Below are 19,016 nucleotides of genomic sequence, written 5' to 3' on the forward strand. Positions count from 1 at the left end.
TATTTGTATTAGTGTACAACTGAAGATTGGTCTATTTTAAATTCCTGGAGCAATTCGTCATATCCTAAAAAACGCCCTTTAATCTTGAGAGTTTTCCCGGATGTAATATTTTGAGGCAAACGGTTTTTGAATGTCACAAATATTTTTTCGCTCATAACAATTCCATTACCAGCTTTATCAATACTTGTTACTGGTGCAGATAATTCAATTGTTTTGTCCTGATATTTGATGTAAGCCAGACTATCGTTTGAAGCAAACTCTCTTTCTAGTTCGTTAACGGTTACAACATAATCGGCAGTTTCTGATTCTATATCCCTATGCCCTTTGTAGATGTAGAAGAAAGACAAAATTCCGATTATTATAAAAAGGGAAATTGTAGTTAGTATTTTTTTTCTCATAACTGTTTTTTAGTATTTGGATTATCTACGTTAAAAAATACCTATTGGATTTAAACCATTAAATATGCCTTTTGTTAAATCTGTATTATGCTTTTCAACGTATATGATTTTGAAATGCCTGATGATTCTTAAAATCATGCCTTTATTTATAACTAAAAACCAATCTTATGAATCTAAAAACACTTTTCGTTATCTCATCATTAGCTTCAATCTTTGTAAGCTGCGCCAACGATGATCCAAGCACCTTAATGGACCCCACACCCATTAATGGTCTGGCAACGTACAGCCAAAATGTAAAATCTATTATTGATAATAACTGTGTTGTATGCCATGCAGCAGTTCCTAAAAATGGAGCGCCTATGTCCTTAGTTACTTATGATCAGGTGAAAAATGCAGTTTTAAATCGAGGATTGCTTACACGAATTTCTTTAGAAAATGGAGATAGTTCCTTAATGCCGCAGGGCGGACCAAGATTACCTCAAACCACTATAGATATTATAAATAAATGGAATCAGGATGGATTATTAGAAAAATAATCTAGAACAAGATCATGAGGAAAATCATAATAATGCCAATGCTATTGGCTTCTTTTATTGTTTTTTCGCAAGAAAAAATAGTAACTAAATCTGCAGCAATAACGCTCGAAGCTTCAGTACCTTCTTTTCAGCCGGTTGCAGGAACTAACAGCAATGTAACTTTTGTTTTAAATCCCGCAACAGGAGAAGTGGCAAGCCTTGCTTTAATGAAAGGATTCCAATTTGAAATGGCTTTGATGGAAGAACATTTTAATGAAAATTACATGGAAACCGATAAGTATCCAAAAGCCGTTTTTAGAGGCCAAATTGAGGGGTTCGACATTAAAAGTCTAACAGAAGATTATAAAGATTATATCATAAAAGGGAAGTTAGAACTTCACGGTAAATCTAAAGATATAAAAGCCGCTGCAAAAATTACCAAGACGGGGCCGCGAATCACCATCATTTCTGATTTCGCCGTAAATGCCAGTGATTTTAGCATCCCTATCCCATCGCTTATTAAGTATAAACTGGACGATAAGGTAAAGGTTCAAATTATTGCGGTTTTAAAATAAATGCTAAACCAGATAAATCTTATCCACTAAAAACAATGTAAAGCCAAAAAACTATGAAAAAAAACATACTCATTGCAATGCTATATGTCTGCGCTATTGGCCTCTCACAAGAAAAAATGATCAGTAAATCAGGAAAAATTACTTTTGAAGCATCCGTTGCTTCTTTTGAAGAAGTCAAGGCCACAAATACTAATGTTACTTTTGTCCTGAATCCTGCAACGGGCGAAATTGCAAGTTTAGCCTTAATGAAAGGATTTCGATTTAAAGTCGCTTTGATGGAAGAACATTTCAATGAAAATTATATTGAAAGTGACCGCTATCCAAAAGCATTCTTTAAAGGAAAAATAGAAGGATTTGATCTTCAGAGCCTAACGGTAAATCCTAAAGATTTTATCATTAAGGGTAAATTGGAACTTCACGGAAAATCTAAGGATGTAAGCACCACAGCAAGGATAAGCAAATCAATATCAGGAGTTAGTATTTTATCTGATTTTAGTGTAAATGCCAGTGATTTTAATATTGCAATACCAAGCCTTGTTAAAAGCAAAGTTTCTAATAAAATAAACATTCAAGTTGCAGCAGTATTAGGAGCAAACAGACAATAACTACCAAAAAAACTTAAAAAGTCAATTATTCATTATATCAAAAAAAATGGAGGAAGAAACGAAAATTGAAGACGACTTTACCCTTATACGCTTTCAGAATGACAGTTCAGAGCCTTTTTTTGCCAACCGTGAGCTGGGAAGTGATATGATTCAGTTTCATTTCGGACTGAAAGGCAATAGCAATTTTTTGTTCAGTCAGGGTAGTTATACTTTAGAATTGAAAGAGGAAAAATCCCTGCTTTTGTATAATCCTAAAAAGCAGACATCACTTCATTTAGAACTTGCTCCAAATTCATGGGTGATTTCTATTATCGTCTCGATTAAGAAATTTCACGCGCTGTTTTCTACTCAAGCAGATTATATTACTTTATTAAGTGCTGATAATAACAACCAAAAGTATTCTACTGAAGCAAACATCAGTCCCCCGATGGCAATTGTTTTAAGCCAGCTGTTTCATTATAACTTTCATCCTTCTATAAAAAACCTTTATTACAAAGCAAAAGGATATGAACTGCTGAGTTTGTATTTTAACAGGTCTGAGAATCCAAGTGCACAACATTGTCCGTTTTTAATTGATCAGGACAATGTTTTGAAAATCAGAAAAGCCAAAGAAATTATTATTGCAAATATGAATGAACCCCCTGGTTTACAGGAATTGGCAGATGAAATTGGCCTTAATATGAAAAAACTAAAAATAGGTTTCAAACAAATATACGGTGATACTGTCTATGGTTTTCTGTTTGATTACAAAATGGATTGCGCCAGAAAACTGCTTGACAGCGGCTGCTACAATGTAAATGAAGTGGGCTTAAAAATAGGTTACAGCACCGGAAGCCACTTCATTGCGGGATTCAAGAAAAAATTTGCCACAACTCCAAAAAAATATCTGATGTCGATTAATACCAATTTTAAAACAGTATCGATTTTGTAAATTGCAGTATAAATAAAAAATAATATTACTCATATTTCTAAATGGCAGCAAATGCTACTTTTAGAAAAAATTCAAACAACAAATACTTAAAGCTTAAAGCTTAACTAAAAAGCAAAAAAATAATGAAAGGCGTATTAATAGTAAATTTGGGATCTCCCGAAAGTCCAACACCAAAAGATGTAAAGCCGTATTTAGATGAATTTTTAATGGATAAATACGTGATCGATGTTCCGTATTTATTGAGAGCTTTATTAGTCCGAGGCATCATCTTAAGAAAAAGACCCAAAGAATCGGCACATGCTTATGCAAAAATCTGGTGGGACGAAGGTTCGCCCCTTGTAGTGCTTTCAGAACGAATGCAGAAGAAAGTACAACCATTGGTAAATGTACCGGTTGCACTGGCAATGCGCTACGGAAGCATGACCATCGAGAAAGGACTCCAGGAATTACACGATAAAGGCGTTAGCGAAGTAATGCTTTTCCCACTGTATCCGCAATATGCAATGGCTTCTACTCTAACCATTTTAGTAAAGGCAGAGGAAATCAGAAAGAAGAAATTTCCACAGATGACTTTTACCAATGTTGCTGCTTTTTACAACAAACCGGATTATATCAAAAATCTGGCAGATTCAATTCAGAAACATTTAGCTGGATTTCCATACGATCATTTATTGTTTTCGTATCACGGAATTCCAGAACGTCATATACGAAAAACCGATGTAACCAAATCGCATTGCAAAATTGACGGTTCTTGCTGTAACACACCTTCACCAGCGCATGATTTCTGTTATCGTCATCAATGTTATGAAACGACAAAACAAGTAGTAAAATTATTAGGTCTCCCAGAAGATAAATACAGCTTAACTTTCCAGTCCCGATTGGATGGAGATAAATGGCTGGAGCCTTATACCGATATTGAAATTGATAAAATGCCGGCAAAAGGAATTAAAAATCTGGCTGTAGTAACACCGGCTTTCGTTTCGGATTGTTTAGAAACGCTCGAAGAAATTGCCATGCGTGCCAGAGAAGATTTTGAGAAAAATGGAGGAGAAAATTTCTTGGCCGTTCCTTGTTTGAATGACGACGACCAGTGGTGCCAGACTGTTGGTAACTGGATTAATGACTGGGCTGAATAATACTAAAATAGCAATATCGAGATATTGGACCTCCCATCATTCATATATCCGTTCGCCTCTTTATACAAATGAACTTCGATAATTCTTCTGTCGAAGCATTCAGTGATTCGGCAGATTGAATAATCAAAAGTAAAATTTCTTTCAACTCATTATTTCCAAGATTTACATCTTCACACAACAATTTTGAAAGACCCAGGATATTGGCAACGGACTTTCTAACCTTGTGAGAAATTGCAAACATCATCTGCTCTAAACCACTGTTAAATTCTTCCATGTTCAACTCCTTTTCTTTTTCTCTGATGTTCAAATTTACATTAGCAATTTTTAAATCTTTAGTACATCTTTGCAATTCTTCGTGATTAAAAATAAGTTCTTGCTTCGCTTTTTTTAACTTATCTAATATAATATCCTGATCCATAATTTACGATTAATAAAGTTAGTTAAAAGTATAACATTTAAAACGACTTTTCTTACCTAAGTACGTCTAACATCAATTAGATTCTAAATTCCCCGCTTTTTATTTCGATGTTTTGTTATTAATTGATTTTGAGAGTTAAAAAAAAATATTTTAAAAAGTAAATATTTACTCTGGAAAGTAATTTTGTTTAATATTCTAATTCTGTACTAATTATCTTGGTAACTTTTTAAAGTTTTAAAATAGAATTATTTTGCATAATTTTAAGTAAAACTATTTTATGTATAACAAGTTTACTATTTCTGAAATCATTCTTAATATACTGGCACAAAGCCCTGAAAAAACTTGCCCTTTTGAAGATTTAACCAGTATGGTTATTGCTTGTTTGAATGAATCCCTACAAGAGAGTTTATTTATCCAAAGGTCAAATCAGGCAAAAGTCTTAGATGCATTAATAATGCTAGATAGTGAAGGTCTTATTATTTTAGATTCAGCTACAGATGCAAGCATTATAACTATTAAGGGACTAATAAATATAAGAAGCAAAAGCTTTCTAAATTGATAAACAGTCTTTTTTGACTTTCTTAAATATATTACCCATTAATACCTTTGTTAAAGAACTAGTACCAGTATAAATATCATTTATCTGCTTATTCTGCATTTATCACTGCAATATTTCACTTCGTCCCAGATTTTTTCCCATTTTTTTCTCCACGCAAATGGGCTCTGGCAAACAATGCAGATTTTAGTGGGCAGGTTTTGTTTTTTAACTCCTCTCATTTTTTTGTTTATTTCTAAAACTCCAAACAATATCACTGGCGTATTTTCGAGTTTGTTCTATGTCAACTATAGGCTCTGGATAATCTCTACCTATTTCGCATTTGTAAAATTGCTGCTCAATAAGATTTAATTTCCATGGTTCATGAATTAATTGTGGTGGAATTTCAGCCAGCTCAGGCAGCCATTTCTTTATAAATATGCCCTCTGAATCGTGCTGCTGTGAATTTTTTACGGGATTATAAATTCTAATGGTATTGCCTGTTGTTGTACCGGCCTGCATCTGAATCTGCGGATAATGAATTCCGGGTTCATAATCTAAAAACTGTCTTGCCAAGAAATGAAGGTCCCGCCAGTCCTGCCACAAATTGAATGTAAAAAAGGAAACCAGCATGGCACGCATTCTAAAGTTGATATAACCTGTCTGGACTAAACATCGCATACAGGCATCAACAATAGGAACGCCGGTTTTACCTTCCTGCCAGGCTTTTATATAGATTTCGTTTTTTGGCTTGACCAAGGAATCGTAATCTTTGTTTATATTTTCAAATTCAATTTGACAGTCATTTTCAAATTTTTGCATAAAATGGCAATGCCAGTGAAGTCTGGAAACAAAATTTAGCATGGCTCTTTTGTTGTATGATGTTTCATAAAACTGATTGGTATATTGATACACCATTCGCATGCTTATGTTTCCATAGGTTAAATAAGGCGATAAACGGCTGCAGCCTTTTCGACTTAAAGCTGGTTTGGAAATGTGCTTGCTGTAATTTACGTGTCTTTCTTTTGCAAAACTTTCTAAATATCGCCAGGCCCAATATTCGCCACCTTGTTGAAAATTTTTATTTCGGTTTGTAATTTCATTCGAAAGTACTCTTCCTTTTAGTTTTTGATAAAAATCAGGATCTAAATTTTCAAATTTAAAAGTATTCAGGTCAATCATTTTAGGAATTGCGCGCATTGTTTCTTCCCAGCGCTTATCCCAATCTTGTTTTGATCGCAGCTTTCTGATAACACCATGGAGCTGAGATTGTTTCCAAAGAATTTTATGATCATCAAAAAAAAACTGCATGGCAATATCCCTGTCAAAAGTGACTTTGTTGCCAATTTCCTGATGCGAAAACACTGTTTGAACCTCATAAAGACTGCATAAGTGCTCAAAAACAGTCTGGACTTGGTTATGAAAATAATAAATCTGCGCAGCAAATGATTTTAATTTAGACTGCATTTCCTTTAAGGATTCATAAACAAACCGCCAATGACGGACATCAGCATCATCGCAAGTCATTATTGAGGGTTCAAAAAAATAAACCAAAAGAAGAGGGATATTTTCCTGCTGTGCCATAAAAAGAGGTTCGTGATCTGTAAAACGCAGATCACGTTTGAACCACATAATATTTATCTTTTTTTTATTCAACTTTTAAGCAGTGATTTAATTTCCTTATCGGGCTTTGCATAGCTAAATCGGTCTAACTGCATGGTTTTATGATAGCTGTCCAGACCGGAACAAGTAACGGTATTGGCTTTTTCTAAATCGAGGAAACCATCCTCAGACAAGCAGTCTTCGGGAATAAAAATCTGGACTATTTCCCCGATAATCATAGTAGTATTATTGATTGAAATGGCTGTTTTTTCTTTAAATTTAATGCCTAACTGTACGTTGCTTTCGAGTACAAAAGGAGCTGGAAAGTTATTTTTATATTCCGCACTGAGTCCTGCAGCATCAAATTCTGAAATTTCTTTATTGTATCTCGCTGATGTCTGATGTGCCTGCTTGTAGATCTGTTCATTGATATGATTAATGGTATAGAATCCTGTATCTAAAATATTTCTCATGGTATCACGCTCGGGCGGGCTGGGGCGAAAAATCATACCTATTAATGGAGGATTTGCTCCAATATGAAAAAAAGAACTAAAAATGGATAAATTAGTATTTCCCTGTACATCAGAAGTTCCTACCAATGCCACACTTTTAAAACCGCCTAAACTATTGATTAAATGCACGGCAGTTTGCTTTTCCATTTTTTCCAGATCACTGGTTTTAAAATTTATTTTGTTTTTCATTAGTAGAAATTTATTAAAAAATGCAACTTTTCAATTGATGAGTATCCATTTTTTATCACTGTTAAGTCTAAAAGTAGCAATATGTTCCTTATTCCATTCTTTGGGTCCTATAAGTGAGAGAAAATCAAAACCGTCTGCATCTTTATATAAGTGATATATTTCACCTACAATAGGTTCAAAAGAAAATCTGGCATTGTATACCAATTCATTCCATTGGAATTCTTCGATTAAATCCTGGTATTGCATTTTTAGTTCATTGAATTTACTTTCAAACTCTTTGTTTACCTTATTTAGGCCCATGCCTTTCCATCCTGCTAAATCATCTGCTTTTATTACCGGTGCGCCAACATTTGTAGCATATGGCAATAGGCTTGCATTATAACCATGCTCAGAAGAAAATACTACATTATCGGGTTTATCTTTTTTTATCATCTTCGAATATTTTTATTAACGCTTAGATATTTTATTATTTGAAATTGCTCTTTGCCTGTTACATTTAAATCTTTCTATTGTTTCGGCTCTCTTTGCAGCGTGTTTTGTTTTACAATTTTCAACTCGAATGCGCCATAATTTATAACTGCTGAATTTTAGCTCTTTTTTCATTAAAGCTTTCACATCGGCTTCTGAAAGATGAAATTGAAATTTTATTGCATCAAAAGGTGTTCGGTCTTCCCATGCCATTTCTATAATTCTATCGATCTGAATTTCATTCATTACACCATTATCGATTTTTACAATGATTGACTTTATCATATTTTGTTTAACAGTTATTAAATAACATTAAACAAAAATAATACTTTTAAAGTTATGAGAGAATTGATAATACATTAAATCTTAAACCAATAGATATAATCTAAAAGATGGGAAGAAATTCTATTTTATAAATTGATAAAAAATCCAGGCCACAATTCTTTATTTCTAGAATTCCAGCTTTTAAGTACTTAAAAGGGCTAAAAGAATAACATTTGATTTTTAAAGTTTATAATCAATTGATTAAAATTACTTAATTGAAAACTTGGAGTACCAAAGATAAAGAAGAAGAAATTTAGGCTATACATTACATGTTTGCTTTGATTTTGAATAAAACAGCGAAATTATTTTGACAAAAGTAAATTGCGCAAAAAATATTACTTCAAAATACTCATCCATAATACCTTTTACTTAGTCCGATTTTATTTTACTTTATTTTTTGACTTCTTTTAAAACCAAAAAGAATATTAAAGCGTAAATGACTTTATAACTTAAAAAAAGTAATTATGAAAACTAGAAAATTTTTAGCAGCGGCAATCCTGGCATTAGGATTTGGATCTACATCATTTGCACAAAAAACTGTAATGGTTGGTGGAGCGGCTATGTATCCTAATAAAAATATTATAGAAAATGCTGTAAACTCAAAGGATCATACCACCTTGGTAGCAGCAGTAAAAGCAGCAGGATTAGTTGAAACTTTACAAAGTAAAGGGCCATTTACTGTTTTTGCACCAACAAATGAAGCATTTAATAAATTGCCGGCTGGAACTGTTGAAACATTATTGAAACCTGAGAATATTAAATCATTACAAACCATATTGACATATCATGTAGTGGCCGGTAAAATGAATAGTTCTGATATTGCAAAAGCAATAAAAGCTGGTAAAGGAAAAGCTGCTTTAAAAACAGTGAGCGGCGGAACTCTAACTGCCTGGATGGATGGAAAAGATTTGTACATTAGCGACGAAAGCGGCAATAAGGCTAAAGTTACAACTTCAGATGTAAATCAATCTAATGGTGTTATACATGTAGTGGACACAGTACTGCTTCCAAAAATGTAATTTGCTAAAAATAAATTACAATTATATAAAAAGCTCTGAAATTTCAGGGCTTTTTATATAATTACTATGCGATACAATAATAATAGTCGATTGTAAAAGAGATTCTGCTTAACATTTTATTGCCAGCTCAAAACTTTACATATATGGAGCTGATATCTTTTTTTACAAAAAAATTAAGGGCTATCTCATTTTACTTTAAATAAATTAAAATTATAAGATTGCAATTTATGGTAAAATCATATATAAAACTATACATTTTTTCATCAATCCCCAACAGGACATCTAAACCAAATTGTTGAAGCCATCTTAAGACAGGTCCTACATCCAGTAAGCCAATCTCTTCAAATCTTCCATAAAATGTATAGAAATTTGTCCCTTCGAGGTCCCCCGACAGGACTGGAGTTGATACCTTTTTTGCGACTAAACGCTTAGGCAGTGTTTATCTGAGGCAGTAAAAAATGAGGATATATTGCCTAAAATTTCTAAATGGCAACTAATTTTATTCCTGCTAATTTTAACAGCATGAAAAATACGAGGAGAACCTTTACTTTAGGCTTCAAGATTCTGGCCGCATCCATGAGCATCCACTGCGGAAGAGTCTGTGACGTGGCAAGAGAACTCAACATCAGTACAAGTACCCTTCAGCACTGGAAGAAGCTTTACCAAGAAGGCAGATTTACCATAAAGAAAACTTCAGCTGAAATATCCCATAAAAATGAGATGCAGAAGCTTCGGAAACAGATAAAAGAATTAGAAATTGAAAGGGACATCCTAAAAAAGGCTCAAAATATCTTCTCCAAGAGCGGCGGGTGAAATATGAATTCATCAGAGAAAATGCTGAAATATTTCCTGTCGAGAAGATGTGCCGGATTTTTCAGATTCACAAAAGCAGTTTCTTCCGATGGAGGAAAAGAACACCCACTGCAAAGTCTGTACGGAAAGACCATATAATAAAAGAAATTATAAGAATTTACCACTGGAGCCAGTGCCGGTACGGAAGCCCGAGAATTGCTAAAGAATTAGATTCCATCGGGATAAAAGTTTCCAGAAAATTTGTCGGGCAGATTATGAAGGAAAACCATCTGAGAAGCATTGCTAAATCTAAATATAAAAAGACTACAAACCCAACCCGTAATAACAGATCAGCAGAAAACAGATTAGAACAGATTTTTAAGGCAGCCAGAAGAAACGAAATCTGGGTATCTGATATAACCTACATCGAAACAGATGAAGGCTGGATCTATCTCACTGTGGTAATAGATCTTTTTGACCGTAAAGTGATCGGCTGGTCAATCAGCGAAACAATGAGAGCAAAAGATACCAGCATCACCTCTTTAACGAAAGCTCTTTTAAATCGTCCATTGCAGAACAATCAGGAACTACTCTTTCACTCAGACCAAGGAAAGCAATATGCCTGCCGTGAGTTTATTGCTCTATTAGACACAAATAAAATAACCCAAAGCATGAGCCGAAAAGGAAACTGCTATGATAACGCGATAGCAGAAAGCTTCTTCAAGACATTAAAAGTAGAACTGGTATACCAAAATAAATATAAGACTAAAGAGAAAGCAGAAAAATCAATAACCGATTATATCGAGAACTTTTACAACACCTGCAGAAGACATTCTGCACTCGGAAACTTAACGATCGAAGAGTTTCAGAATCAGCAGGCAATTAAATAATAGCTTTTCTTATGATGCTAGAGTTAAACTGGGTGCACAATCGATGCATTTAGATTTAACAAGAACTGATAATACTGTATTAAAACAATTTGAAGGCTCAAGTTCGAAACATTACTACTTATGATTGTTTATCTGGGAAATGAAGGTGCTCCAGAAAATGGAAAAATAGCTAAAAGAGTACCATAAAGAGAAAATTAACGCTTAGCACTGCAATGCGCCAGCTCTTGTATAGTGATACAGGCTTGATATTGTATTGAAAAATCACTGGCATCCTTAGTTCTGCGAAAACTGTATATAAACTAATGCCCCAGCGGCTGCTGTCATAATTATTAATGCCGCAAAACCGATACTGTTTGTAATCCATCCATTGACATTGGAGCCCATTATTTTTTTATTATTTGCTATGTGCAGGATCATCGCAATCAGCACCGGGGCAGTGAGTCCGTAGAGAACTGCCGTATAAATCAATGACTCAATGGGAGTAATTCCCATATAGTTCAAAGATAAACCAAGAAGCAGTGAAACGGCTATTATAACGTAAAATGCTTTTGCTTCATGAAACTTTTTTCCAAGTCCCTGCTCCCAGCCGAATGTTTCAGTAATGATATAGGAAATAGAACCGCTCAGTACAGGAATTGCGATAAGCCCTGTTCCTATTACCCCTGCTGCAAAAAGAAGATAAGCCAGGTTTCCGGCTAATGGCTTTAGCGCCAGGGCGGCCTGCTCAACGGTATCAATCTGATTGATGCCGCTTTTAAACAAAACAGTACCTGCCGTTAGAATGATAAAGTACATCACAAAACCTGAAACTGCCATTCCAAAATCGATATCCTTATTCATCTGACGGATCAGCTTTTTGTTTACAATCAGGTGCCTGGCCGTGCTTTCTTCAACTTCCACCGATGCCTGCCAGAAGAAAAGATAGGGGGAAATAGTAGTGCCGAGTATGCCTACTATAATGGCCAGAAACTTCCTGTCCAGCTTAATTTCGGGAATAAATGTAGCTTTGAGGATTTCAATAAAATCCTGCCTGTAGAAAAACGGGACAATAAAATATACCAGCATCACAATGCAGAGGTACTTTAAAACCGAAGCAATTCTCTGATAAGGCAGATAGATCATCAGTCCTAAAAGAATTATTGTAAAGAGGACACTGAAATAACCCGCATCAACAACCGGAAACAGCAGGTTTCCTACAGCCCCCATTGCCGCGATATCGGCCCCTATGTTCATCACAATGGCAGGAAAGCTGAAAACCAGCATCAGGTACAATACAGCTCTGGGATAATGTTTTTTTAGGGTTCCTGTAAGGCCATGGGATGTGACCAGACCAATTCTGGCGCACATCTGCTGAATGGCAGCCATCAGGGGAAATGCAATAAGGGCCGTCCATAATGTGGAAAGCCCGTATGCAGCGCCTGCCTGTGTATAGGTAGCTATGCCTGAGGGGTCATCATCGCTTGCACCTGTGACAAGTCCGGGCCCGAGCTTTTTCCAGCCTTCAAGAAAAACAGCTGCAACTCTTTTATTTTTTTTCATTTTTTCATTCGTTTTTCAATGGCCGGCAGAATCACAACTAATAAAAGTAGAAACGCAGCGGCAATATTTGTCATTACCAATACCTCAGAAAAAACATCCTGATTCACAAAACAATATAAGTTTATCATCAAACATGAAAAACTAATCAAAACGGCCAGTATTTTTATTGTTCTATTTTTCATTCTTCGATTTTGAATATAGGATTTCTGTAGATAAATAAGGCGGTTTATATCTGATGCGCAGCAGGCCCTTAAAAAATATTTTAAGTAAAATTCAAACAATATAATTTTAGAACCTATGACCCTTGTCACTATTTTTATGGATAAAAATCACAGCTTTATGCGCGGAGAACTTTTTGTGCCCTGATTTTTGGTTATTTCCAATCCAGGGTTTCACGTTTTTGCGAAAGAATAACTTTGTGGAAGAATTGTGGCATATAGTATTTAAAAAAAACGAGAATTGAGTATTTATTAGAAGAACAACAATTGGGTCTGAATATGCAGTTCTCCAATACAAAATAGGGCTCTCCGGCAGCCCTAGCCCCGATTGCTTCGCCAGTTCGCTTCGCTCGTGTGCAGTGAAATCTTTTTGTACCGGGTTTTGGCACAAAAGATTGCAACGGATAGCGGGAAGAGCTTCTAAAAAATAATATTAAACCTAAAAATTAATATTAAATAGAATTGACAATGCCGGCCATCGCAAAAAAATATACGCTCAAAGAGCCTTGGAGCAGCATTAAAAATTATCCAGCAGACCTTTCTGCCCCTATTTTGCCGTTCTCTGATAGTAAGGTTTCTAATTGCAACAGCAACAAGAAGTAATTAAAATCAGCTTTGGGAATGATGAAAATCATTTTCTAATACTCCAATTAAACGTACCTTTATCAAGTAAGCGGCATTTCGTGGAAAGCTCCCGGTATGCTGGAACTCAAAAACAAACTGCAGGCAGCACTGGATCAATAATCTTAAAAACCAATTATGGAAAAAGTAAATATGGACAGTCTGGTCATTGTTATGGCCCAATTGGAAAAACAAGGATTTACATCCCAATTCGAGGTTCATCACAAGAGCCTGATATCAATTAAAACCAATAATCATTATAGTGCCGATCAGCTAAAAATAACACATTTTTATCGTTTTGAAGGTGAATCCGATCCTGAGCACAGCGCCATCATGTACGCAGTTCAAACCTTTGATAAAGAAAAAGCAACCCTTGTGGATGGTTTTGGAATAGCTGCGGATACTGCAACTGCAGATTTCATGCGCAGGGTAAATAACATTGATAAATAATAAAACCATGCCAGCACAGATAAAAAAATCAACCTTGCCTCTTTATATCATTTTTGTAATATCAGCAGGCATCATATTACTGAACAGATACACCCCCTTTCATATTAATGATTACAGGGTGCATTTCTTCTTTCTCTTCTTTGCGGTATCCTCACTGGTAATCCTCATTGGCCAATTCTTTAAAAAATTACAGAGCATCTGGTCCATAATTTTAGTTTTTACAGGCATTGGAATATTATGCGCACTAAAGGCCTTTTTTACGTGGGGTGGAGACTGGAAGACACAAACTGTACTTTACAGAAACATAGAAAATAAAAGCCAGACTATCAACTATCAGCTCCGGGGGGACCGATTCGCATTTGGATATAAAAAACGGGTTATCAGTATCTGCCACTTAGCCCCTTTTATGGAATGGACCACCGATATCGACACGCTTTATTTAGACAAATCAAAATGGGAAAAATTAAATCTGCAGGTCAATGAAATGAAACTCAGATAGAGAAATCTTAACCTAAAACTATTGCGATGGAATTTATAGATTATTATACAACTCTCGAGGTGCCTAAAACCGCCGGACAGGGCGACATCAGGAAAGCCTGCAGAAAACCGGCCAGAAATACTTTCCATACAAAAGTAAAGCGCAAAGTACCTCTCGGAACACAAAGCGGAACCAGGATAAAATTAAAAGGCAAAAGACTTTCCTGTTTATAAAAATGAAGGTCATTTTGGAGATTTATACATTGCTTACATTCTCAAAATACCTGTAGAGCTTAGAGGTAAAGAAAAAGAACTTTTTCTTGAACTTTCCCATTTACGCAAGTATGAACAAGCAGAATAATTATTGAAGTTTAAAAGTAAATACCATGAAAAAAATACTCGTTGCCACAGACTTTTCCAATATCTCAAAAGCAGGGATTCGATTTGCTATCCAGTTTGCTTCCCAGACACCTTGCGAACTCATATTCTATAGCGTAAATACAAAAGAGCTCAGCGATAATATAGAAAACCACTATAAAAAAATACGCAGGATTATAAACTTAAAAAATTCATACTCTCCATTTATAAAACCACTAAAAAACAGGCTGATAAGGCAGAATTCGTGACCGAGAACCAGACTCACGTGGCTAAGTCCATTATTGCTTTTGCTCAAAAACACAAAGTAGATTACATCTGTATCAATACATCAGGCCCTGGGATTTTTAATCAGCTGATTGGAACTACGGCTTCACAATTAATTACTGCTTCCCCTATTGCACTTCTGATTGTACCATATAACTATCGCAGAAGGCCTCTAAATCATTTATTATATGCCTCAGATCTTGCGAAAATTGGTATTGAACTTCCATTAGTAAAGAAATTCGCAGTTCTATTTGACGCCGATATTTCAGTTTATCATTACAGTGAACTGCTTGATCAGGGCAATTTTAAGAACGATTTTAATACAATAGCCAGCAACTACCAATCCGATAGGGTATCATTTAACTTTAAAAAATTAAATATCGAATTTTCTTTACTGAATCATTTACAAGTGGATATGCGAAAAATAAAACCCTCAATGATTGTCATGTTTACCAAACAAAACCGTGACTGGTTTGAACGTCACTTTGCATCGAGTAAAACTAAGGAGTTTGGTTTTGATACCAATACTCCAATACTTGTTTTCAGGAAATAAACAGAGCAATGAAAACCACAATTAAACAAAAATGACTCAAAACAAATTCCATACGAACGGTTTAACCACTGCACAAGTACTACTTGCATCGAGGAAAGAATATGGGCAAAGTATTGCGTCCTGTAAAAAACAAACTGTTATACCACTGCTATGCTGCACATGATCTGTTGAATTTTTATAATTTGAAACAATGCATATGCTTGTAAGGGGAAATCATAGTTCCTTTAGACACTTTAAATGAATCACTTAACCTTCACTTCTTTATAAATTTCAATCCTGCCTATAACATCGAAATCCAAAGTATAATCAACAGTTGCTTGGTAATTTTCATCTGTCAGTACAATCATCATGGCATGATAAATAGGTTTATCTAAATTCAAAATTGATTTTTTTGATAAAACAAGATATAAGGGTAATGAAGTTTTCGATAACTCATTAACTCTTAATATATCAAAGCCTTCCCTTTTAGTATCTTCAAGAAATTGATTACCCGGAAAATTTATCGGGTTTTTATCCATAAAGGACTTGAGCTGATCGAGTTCTGCCTTATTAAAAGAAAGCCCCTGGATATGTAAAGCGCTAAACTTATCAAGTCGAAACCATTTAATGTTTACAACCAGCTTTTTAAAATCCAGATTGTATTTAAAATAGGCCAGCTGGGTGTTTAGTGTATACATGGGTGATATCCCGATTAAATTATTATTGAATAAATTTGTTTCATGCATTGAATTCTAATGTGATAAATATTGCATATAATTTAAGTAGTGACCAGGTGAATTTAAAGAGTCGCAAGTCACAATAATGGTAATTTTACAATGCTAAATTAGTATGAATTAGACTAAAAAAAAATCAGACTGGAAAAAATTTAGAATCATTCTGACAGCAGGTGGTACTTTACACACAAATCACCGCATTTTTTCATTAACCATCGGCTTGAGTACAGATTTAAGACAGAGGGCACTTACAGGATTTCACGCTATTTTAACTGGTTTAATGCTTTTTCCAGCTTAAATTTCTCCTGAATATAATCTTCTTTTAATGAGTCTAGTGTAGGCTGTAGGGCTGGATCATATATATACTGATCTTTATTTTCATATGATTAATTTTTTAATTTTTTCCTGTGATTGTTTTTGTTGAAAAATGCTACTGCAAAAAAAACTTGACTGCTGTACAGGATATTATTTTATGATCAAAATTGAAAAAAAAAGAAGCTGGGGAAAATGATTTTTATCAATTTAATATTTGACATACAACATATTAAATATTCAGACCTGATGTAGTTTTAAAAGATAGAATAGACCATTAATTAGATTTTTCTATTATTATTCTTATAATTTCATCTTTGGAAAGTACACCCGACTGGCGCCAAAGCTGTTTGCCGTTTTGAAACAGCATCATTGTGGGAACACCTTTAATTTGATAGGATGCAGCTATATCTTGATTTTTATCTACGTCAATTTTAATAATGGAGATACGTTCTCCCAAGTTATCCTTTACCTGTTTCAAAACAGGACTAAGCATTTGACAGGGACCGCACCAGGTAGCATAAAAATCAATTAAGACTGGTTTTTCAGCATTGATTATCTTGTGGAAAGCGTTCATAAATAATTATTTTTTAAGGGTATTAAAGTCAAATAAAGCATATAAAGGACAAAACCGTACCAAACCGGTCAAAACAAGCAACACGGCAGCAGCTAAAATTACTATCCCATAAAAGCCTGAAATAGTACCCGTAAAATATAAAATAGCAATCACAACAGCGAATGCTATTCGAATCTTTGTATCTAAAATTCCCACGTTTTTTTTCATAATTGCTTTATTTAAAATAATAATCAACCAAAGGTATATTATGGGCTTTTAATAAAAAATGACAATTGTCACAAATAACATTTACAGAAATATATTCTTCGGATTTTAAAAACTTGTTACTGACCGCGTTTATTCCAGATCATCTGTATCCATAGAGCCAATTAGCAAGAGTCTTAAATTACATTAGTACCGTTGGCGGGCTATCAAAATTTAAACTTACTATCTTTTTGTGATCAATATTACTTTTTTAGGTGATAGCTGTCATATATATCGGTCTATTGATAAGGTATCTTTACTCAAAATTCAAGCATTTAAAGCAATAACAAACATCTAATACTTTCTGGTGAAAGCAGAATAAAAGTTGTACTGCTTGTTTATTATGGGAGGAAAAGGAATTATCCGATTTTGATGGGGAGGAATTTGACCAATTCAAACGAACTCTCATTACCCTGCAAGGGCGATACTTAAAACACTCGTTGCTGCTGCACTAATTAAGAACAGGGTTATGCGGCGCTGCCAAAAGAAAGTATGGAAAGATACAGGGGAGATTATTTATTAATACTGTTTTATTATAATTGAAAAGTTACCTAAATAAAAATTAAAAAATAATTAATTATGGAAACGCATTATTACAATGTTGAAGTAAAATGGGATACCGCCCGCAAAGGAATCATGTGTTCCCCCGAATTAAATAAGGAAAAAGGAATTTGCATTGAGGTTGCAACACCTCCGGAATTTCCGAAAGGAATACCCGGCATATGGTCGCCTGAACATTTATTGACAGCTGCGGTAAGCAGTTGTTTTATGACTACTTTTTTATCTGTGGCAGAAAATTCTAAATTGCTTTTTTCAAGTTTCAGTTGTAAATCAAAAGGAAAACTCGAACAGATTGAGGGGAAGTTCATAATAAGTGAAATTATCCTCGAACCCATAGTTATTATAACAGATGAAAAAGACCGTGAAAGGGCTGGGAAGGTTTTACAAAAATCAGAAACTGCCTGTCTAATTTCAAATTCTGTAAAATCAAAAGTGATAATGAATCCAACAGTAAAAATAAATAACTAAAATAAAATATCAGCTCAAAATCTCATATTGTCATTCTGGGCTTCAATTTTGTGGCAGTAACTATTGCCAGATACTTTCAAGCAGCAGTTCGGGAAAGCAAACATTACCTATCCAGGTTTTGGCAGACACCACCCTATCGGCCTGTAATTTTAACTTGAATTAAAATATAAAATCCCAGTCTTTAAGATAATACTGCCAAACAGAGTCAACTATTTATAACACTTATAAACAAAAAATTGCAACAAATTATTATACAATCATTACTTATATTTGAACTGTGAAAAAAAACTTGTCCATATTATTTTTATCTGTTTACCTACTGTCAATAACACAGCTAACCGAACTTATAAAGCTGCCTATAATGGTAGAACATTATGTGGAACATAAGGAACAAAATCCTAATTTAACTTTTTTTCAATTTTTATGCATTCACTATCAGGGACCAGATGTATTTGATGCTGATTATGATAAGGATATGAAATTACCTTTTAAATCACACACCAATATCAGTTCTGTTGTATTTTATCCGTTGATACAAGAATATGAAGCAATACAAAAAGTGAATATTACGTATAAAAAACAAAATTTATATATGTACTCTTTTTCCTACTGCTCCATTTCTCTTTCCTCTATCTGGCAGCCGCCCAGAGACTGTTAATCGTTTTCTATAGTTTATAAATTTCCGCAATATAATTGCGTGTGTTTTGCTATGCCTTATTTTTTATAACTACGA

At 34.4% G+C, this 19,016-nt stretch carries 28 protein-coding genes; 16 read left to right on the forward strand and 12 right to left on the reverse strand.

Features of this window, described 5'->3' with window-relative positions; translation table 11 throughout:
• Nucleotides 1-8: 8 nt before the first annotated feature.
• The gene (locus tag M4I44_RS18365; RefSeq protein WP_035625455.1) at nucleotides 9-398 is read right to left on the reverse strand and encodes a hypothetical protein; all 390 of its coding nucleotides are present in this window, start codon (nucleotides 396-398) and stop codon (nucleotides 9-11) included.
• A gap of 167 nt (nucleotides 399-565) precedes the next feature.
• Here M4I44_RS18365 and M4I44_RS18370 point away from each other — a divergent pair, with 167 nt between their 5' ends.
• The 5 genes from M4I44_RS18370 (at nucleotide 566) to hemH (ending at nucleotide 4,160) form a co-directional block, all read left to right on the forward strand.
• The gene (locus tag M4I44_RS18370) at nucleotides 566-934 is read left to right on the forward strand and encodes a hypothetical protein (protein WP_035625458.1); all 369 of its coding nucleotides are present in this window, start codon (nucleotides 566-568) and stop codon (nucleotides 932-934) included.
• A 14-nt stretch (nucleotides 935-948) separates the two neighbouring features.
• On the forward strand, nucleotides 949-1,488 hold the full coding sequence (locus tag M4I44_RS18375; RefSeq protein ID WP_035625460.1) for a YceI family protein: 540 nt from the start codon (nucleotides 949-951) through the stop codon (nucleotides 1,486-1,488).
• A 53-nt stretch (nucleotides 1,489-1,541) separates the two neighbouring features.
• Nucleotides 1,542-2,093 (forward strand): YceI family protein, encoded by a 552-nt coding sequence (locus M4I44_RS18380; protein ID WP_035625463.1) that lies wholly within the window; start codon nucleotides 1,542-1,544, stop codon nucleotides 2,091-2,093.
• Nucleotides 2,094-2,139: 46 nt separating this feature from the next.
• On the forward strand, nucleotides 2,140-3,024 hold the full coding sequence (locus M4I44_RS18385) for an AraC family transcriptional regulator (protein WP_035625466.1): 885 nt from the start codon (nucleotides 2,140-2,142) through the stop codon (nucleotides 3,022-3,024).
• Between the two features lie 122 nt (nucleotides 3,025-3,146).
• The gene (gene hemH, locus M4I44_RS18390) at nucleotides 3,147-4,160 is read left to right on the forward strand and encodes a ferrochelatase (protein WP_249965676.1); all 1,014 of its coding nucleotides are present in this window, start codon (nucleotides 3,147-3,149) and stop codon (nucleotides 4,158-4,160) included.
• A 40-nt stretch (nucleotides 4,161-4,200) separates the two neighbouring features.
• Here hemH and M4I44_RS18395 read toward each other — a convergent pair whose 3' ends face one another.
• Complete coding sequence (locus M4I44_RS18395) at nucleotides 4,201-4,578, reverse strand: hypothetical protein (protein ID WP_035625474.1); 378 nt, start codon at nucleotides 4,576-4,578, stop codon at nucleotides 4,201-4,203.
• Between the two features lie 277 nt (nucleotides 4,579-4,855).
• Between M4I44_RS18395 and M4I44_RS18400 the strand changes: the two genes are divergently transcribed.
• Nucleotides 4,856-5,137: a hypothetical protein gene (locus tag M4I44_RS18400; protein WP_035625477.1), complete on the forward strand. Its 282-nt coding sequence runs from the start codon at nucleotides 4,856-4,858 to the stop codon at nucleotides 5,135-5,137.
• Nucleotides 5,138-5,217: 80 nt separating this feature from the next.
• Here M4I44_RS18400 and M4I44_RS18405 read toward each other — a convergent pair whose 3' ends face one another.
• The 5 genes from M4I44_RS18405 to M4I44_RS18425 are packed head-to-tail and all read right to left on the reverse strand — an operon-like array spanning nucleotide 5,218 to nucleotide 8,169.
• Complete coding sequence (locus tag M4I44_RS18405; protein WP_081912509.1) at nucleotides 5,218-5,355, reverse strand: DUF2256 domain-containing protein; 138 nt, start codon at nucleotides 5,353-5,355, stop codon at nucleotides 5,218-5,220.
• Complete coding sequence (locus M4I44_RS18410; protein ID WP_249965677.1) at nucleotides 5,342-6,745, reverse strand: cryptochrome/deoxyribodipyrimidine photo-lyase family protein; 1,404 nt, start codon at nucleotides 6,743-6,745, stop codon at nucleotides 5,342-5,344. Before M4I44_RS18410 ends, M4I44_RS18405 begins: the two co-directional genes overlap by 14 nt.
• Before the next feature lie 20 nt (nucleotides 6,746-6,765).
• Entirely contained in the window at nucleotides 6,766-7,416 is a 651-nt protein-coding gene (locus M4I44_RS18415) for a flavin reductase family protein (RefSeq protein ID WP_089052224.1), read from the reverse strand.
• Between the two features lie 30 nt (nucleotides 7,417-7,446).
• Nucleotides 7,447-7,848 (reverse strand): DUF2452 domain-containing protein, encoded by a 402-nt coding sequence (locus tag M4I44_RS18420; RefSeq protein ID WP_313771877.1) that lies wholly within the window; start codon nucleotides 7,846-7,848, stop codon nucleotides 7,447-7,449.
• A 15-nt stretch (nucleotides 7,849-7,863) separates the two neighbouring features.
• Entirely contained in the window at nucleotides 7,864-8,169 is a 306-nt protein-coding gene (locus M4I44_RS18425; protein WP_051885892.1) for a TIGR03643 family protein, read from the reverse strand.
• A gap of 503 nt (nucleotides 8,170-8,672) precedes the next feature.
• Between M4I44_RS18425 and M4I44_RS18430 the strand changes: the two genes are divergently transcribed.
• From M4I44_RS18430 to M4I44_RS18440, 3 genes are all read left to right on the forward strand, one after another.
• Nucleotides 8,673-9,227 carry a fasciclin domain-containing protein gene (locus M4I44_RS18430; RefSeq protein ID WP_035625480.1) on the forward strand — a complete coding sequence of 185 codons (555 nt, stop codon included), beginning with the start codon at nucleotides 8,673-8,675 and terminating at the stop codon, nucleotides 9,225-9,227.
• A gap of 486 nt (nucleotides 9,228-9,713) precedes the next feature.
• Nucleotides 9,714-10,040 carry a transposase gene (locus tag M4I44_RS18435; RefSeq protein ID WP_249965678.1) on the forward strand — a complete coding sequence of 109 codons (327 nt, stop codon included), beginning with the start codon at nucleotides 9,714-9,716 and terminating at the stop codon, nucleotides 10,038-10,040.
• Nucleotides 10,037-10,909, forward strand: coding sequence for an IS3 family transposase (locus M4I44_RS18440; protein WP_166924798.1), 873 nt, complete (start codon nucleotides 10,037-10,039; stop codon nucleotides 10,907-10,909). The genes M4I44_RS18435 and M4I44_RS18440 overlap by 4 nt, the downstream gene beginning before the upstream one ends.
• Nucleotides 10,910-11,182: 273 nt before the next feature.
• On the opposite strand, the gene M4I44_RS18445 is transcribed toward M4I44_RS18440, so the two are convergent.
• Together M4I44_RS18445 and M4I44_RS18450 are read right to left on the reverse strand one after the other, a co-directional pair.
• Nucleotides 11,183-12,448 (reverse strand): NRAMP family divalent metal transporter, encoded by a 1,266-nt coding sequence (locus tag M4I44_RS18445; protein ID WP_249965679.1) that lies wholly within the window; start codon nucleotides 12,446-12,448, stop codon nucleotides 11,183-11,185.
• Nucleotides 12,445-12,630, reverse strand: coding sequence for a hypothetical protein (locus M4I44_RS18450; RefSeq protein ID WP_249965680.1), 186 nt, complete (start codon nucleotides 12,628-12,630; stop codon nucleotides 12,445-12,447). Before M4I44_RS18450 ends, M4I44_RS18445 begins: the two co-directional genes overlap by 4 nt.
• A 795-nt stretch (nucleotides 12,631-13,425) precedes the next feature.
• Between M4I44_RS18450 and M4I44_RS18455 the strand changes: the two genes are divergently transcribed.
• From M4I44_RS18455 to M4I44_RS18475, 5 genes are all read left to right on the forward strand, one after another.
• A complete protein-coding gene (locus tag M4I44_RS18455) occupies nucleotides 13,426-13,737 on the forward strand; it encodes a hypothetical protein (RefSeq protein ID WP_249965681.1) in 312 nt (103 codons plus the stop codon).
• A 7-nt stretch (nucleotides 13,738-13,744) separates the two neighbouring features.
• Nucleotides 13,745-14,236 (forward strand): hypothetical protein, encoded by a 492-nt coding sequence (locus tag M4I44_RS18460; protein ID WP_249965682.1) that lies wholly within the window; start codon nucleotides 13,745-13,747, stop codon nucleotides 14,234-14,236.
• A 26-nt stretch (nucleotides 14,237-14,262) separates the two neighbouring features.
• The gene (locus M4I44_RS22640; RefSeq protein WP_371922986.1) at nucleotides 14,263-14,448 is read left to right on the forward strand and encodes a hypothetical protein; all 186 of its coding nucleotides are present in this window, start codon (nucleotides 14,263-14,265) and stop codon (nucleotides 14,446-14,448) included.
• A 152-nt stretch (nucleotides 14,449-14,600) separates the two neighbouring features.
• Entirely contained in the window at nucleotides 14,601-14,840 is a 240-nt protein-coding gene (locus tag M4I44_RS18470) for a universal stress protein (RefSeq protein WP_249965683.1), read from the forward strand.
• Nucleotides 14,837-15,409, forward strand: coding sequence for a universal stress protein (locus M4I44_RS18475; RefSeq protein ID WP_249965684.1), 573 nt, complete (start codon nucleotides 14,837-14,839; stop codon nucleotides 15,407-15,409). Before M4I44_RS18470 ends, M4I44_RS18475 begins: the two co-directional genes overlap by 4 nt.
• A 242-nt stretch (nucleotides 15,410-15,651) precedes the next feature.
• Here the strand turns inward: M4I44_RS18475 and M4I44_RS18480 are convergent, their stop codons facing one another.
• The 3 genes from M4I44_RS18480 to M4I44_RS18490 all read right to left on the reverse strand — a co-directional run bounded on the left by M4I44_RS18480 (nucleotide 15,652) and on the right by M4I44_RS18490 (nucleotide 17,218).
• The gene (locus tag M4I44_RS18480; protein ID WP_249965685.1) at nucleotides 15,652-16,086 is read right to left on the reverse strand and encodes a hypothetical protein; all 435 of its coding nucleotides are present in this window, start codon (nucleotides 16,084-16,086) and stop codon (nucleotides 15,652-15,654) included.
• Between the two features lie 625 nt (nucleotides 16,087-16,711).
• Nucleotides 16,712-17,011 (reverse strand): thioredoxin, encoded by a 300-nt coding sequence (gene trxA, locus M4I44_RS18485; protein ID WP_249965686.1) that lies wholly within the window; start codon nucleotides 17,009-17,011, stop codon nucleotides 16,712-16,714.
• Nucleotides 17,012-17,017: 6 nt separating this feature from the next.
• A complete protein-coding gene (locus tag M4I44_RS18490; protein ID WP_249965687.1) occupies nucleotides 17,018-17,218 on the reverse strand; it encodes a DUF2892 domain-containing protein in 201 nt (66 codons plus the stop codon).
• Nucleotides 17,219-17,833: 615 nt separating this feature from the next.
• Here M4I44_RS18490 and M4I44_RS18495 point away from each other — a divergent pair.
• On the forward strand, nucleotides 17,834-18,283 hold the full coding sequence (locus M4I44_RS18495) for an OsmC family protein (RefSeq protein ID WP_249965688.1): 450 nt from the start codon (nucleotides 17,834-17,836) through the stop codon (nucleotides 18,281-18,283).
• Between the two features lie 361 nt (nucleotides 18,284-18,644).
• Entirely contained in the window at nucleotides 18,645-18,941 is a 297-nt protein-coding gene (locus M4I44_RS18500; RefSeq protein WP_249965689.1) for a hypothetical protein, read from the forward strand.
• Nucleotides 18,942-19,016 lie beyond the last annotated feature (75 nt).

The organism is Flavobacterium sp. B183 (genome assembly GCF_023539155.1).
In the GTDB taxonomy this organism is placed as follows: domain Bacteria; phylum Bacteroidota; class Bacteroidia; order Flavobacteriales; family Flavobacteriaceae; genus Flavobacterium; species Flavobacterium tructae.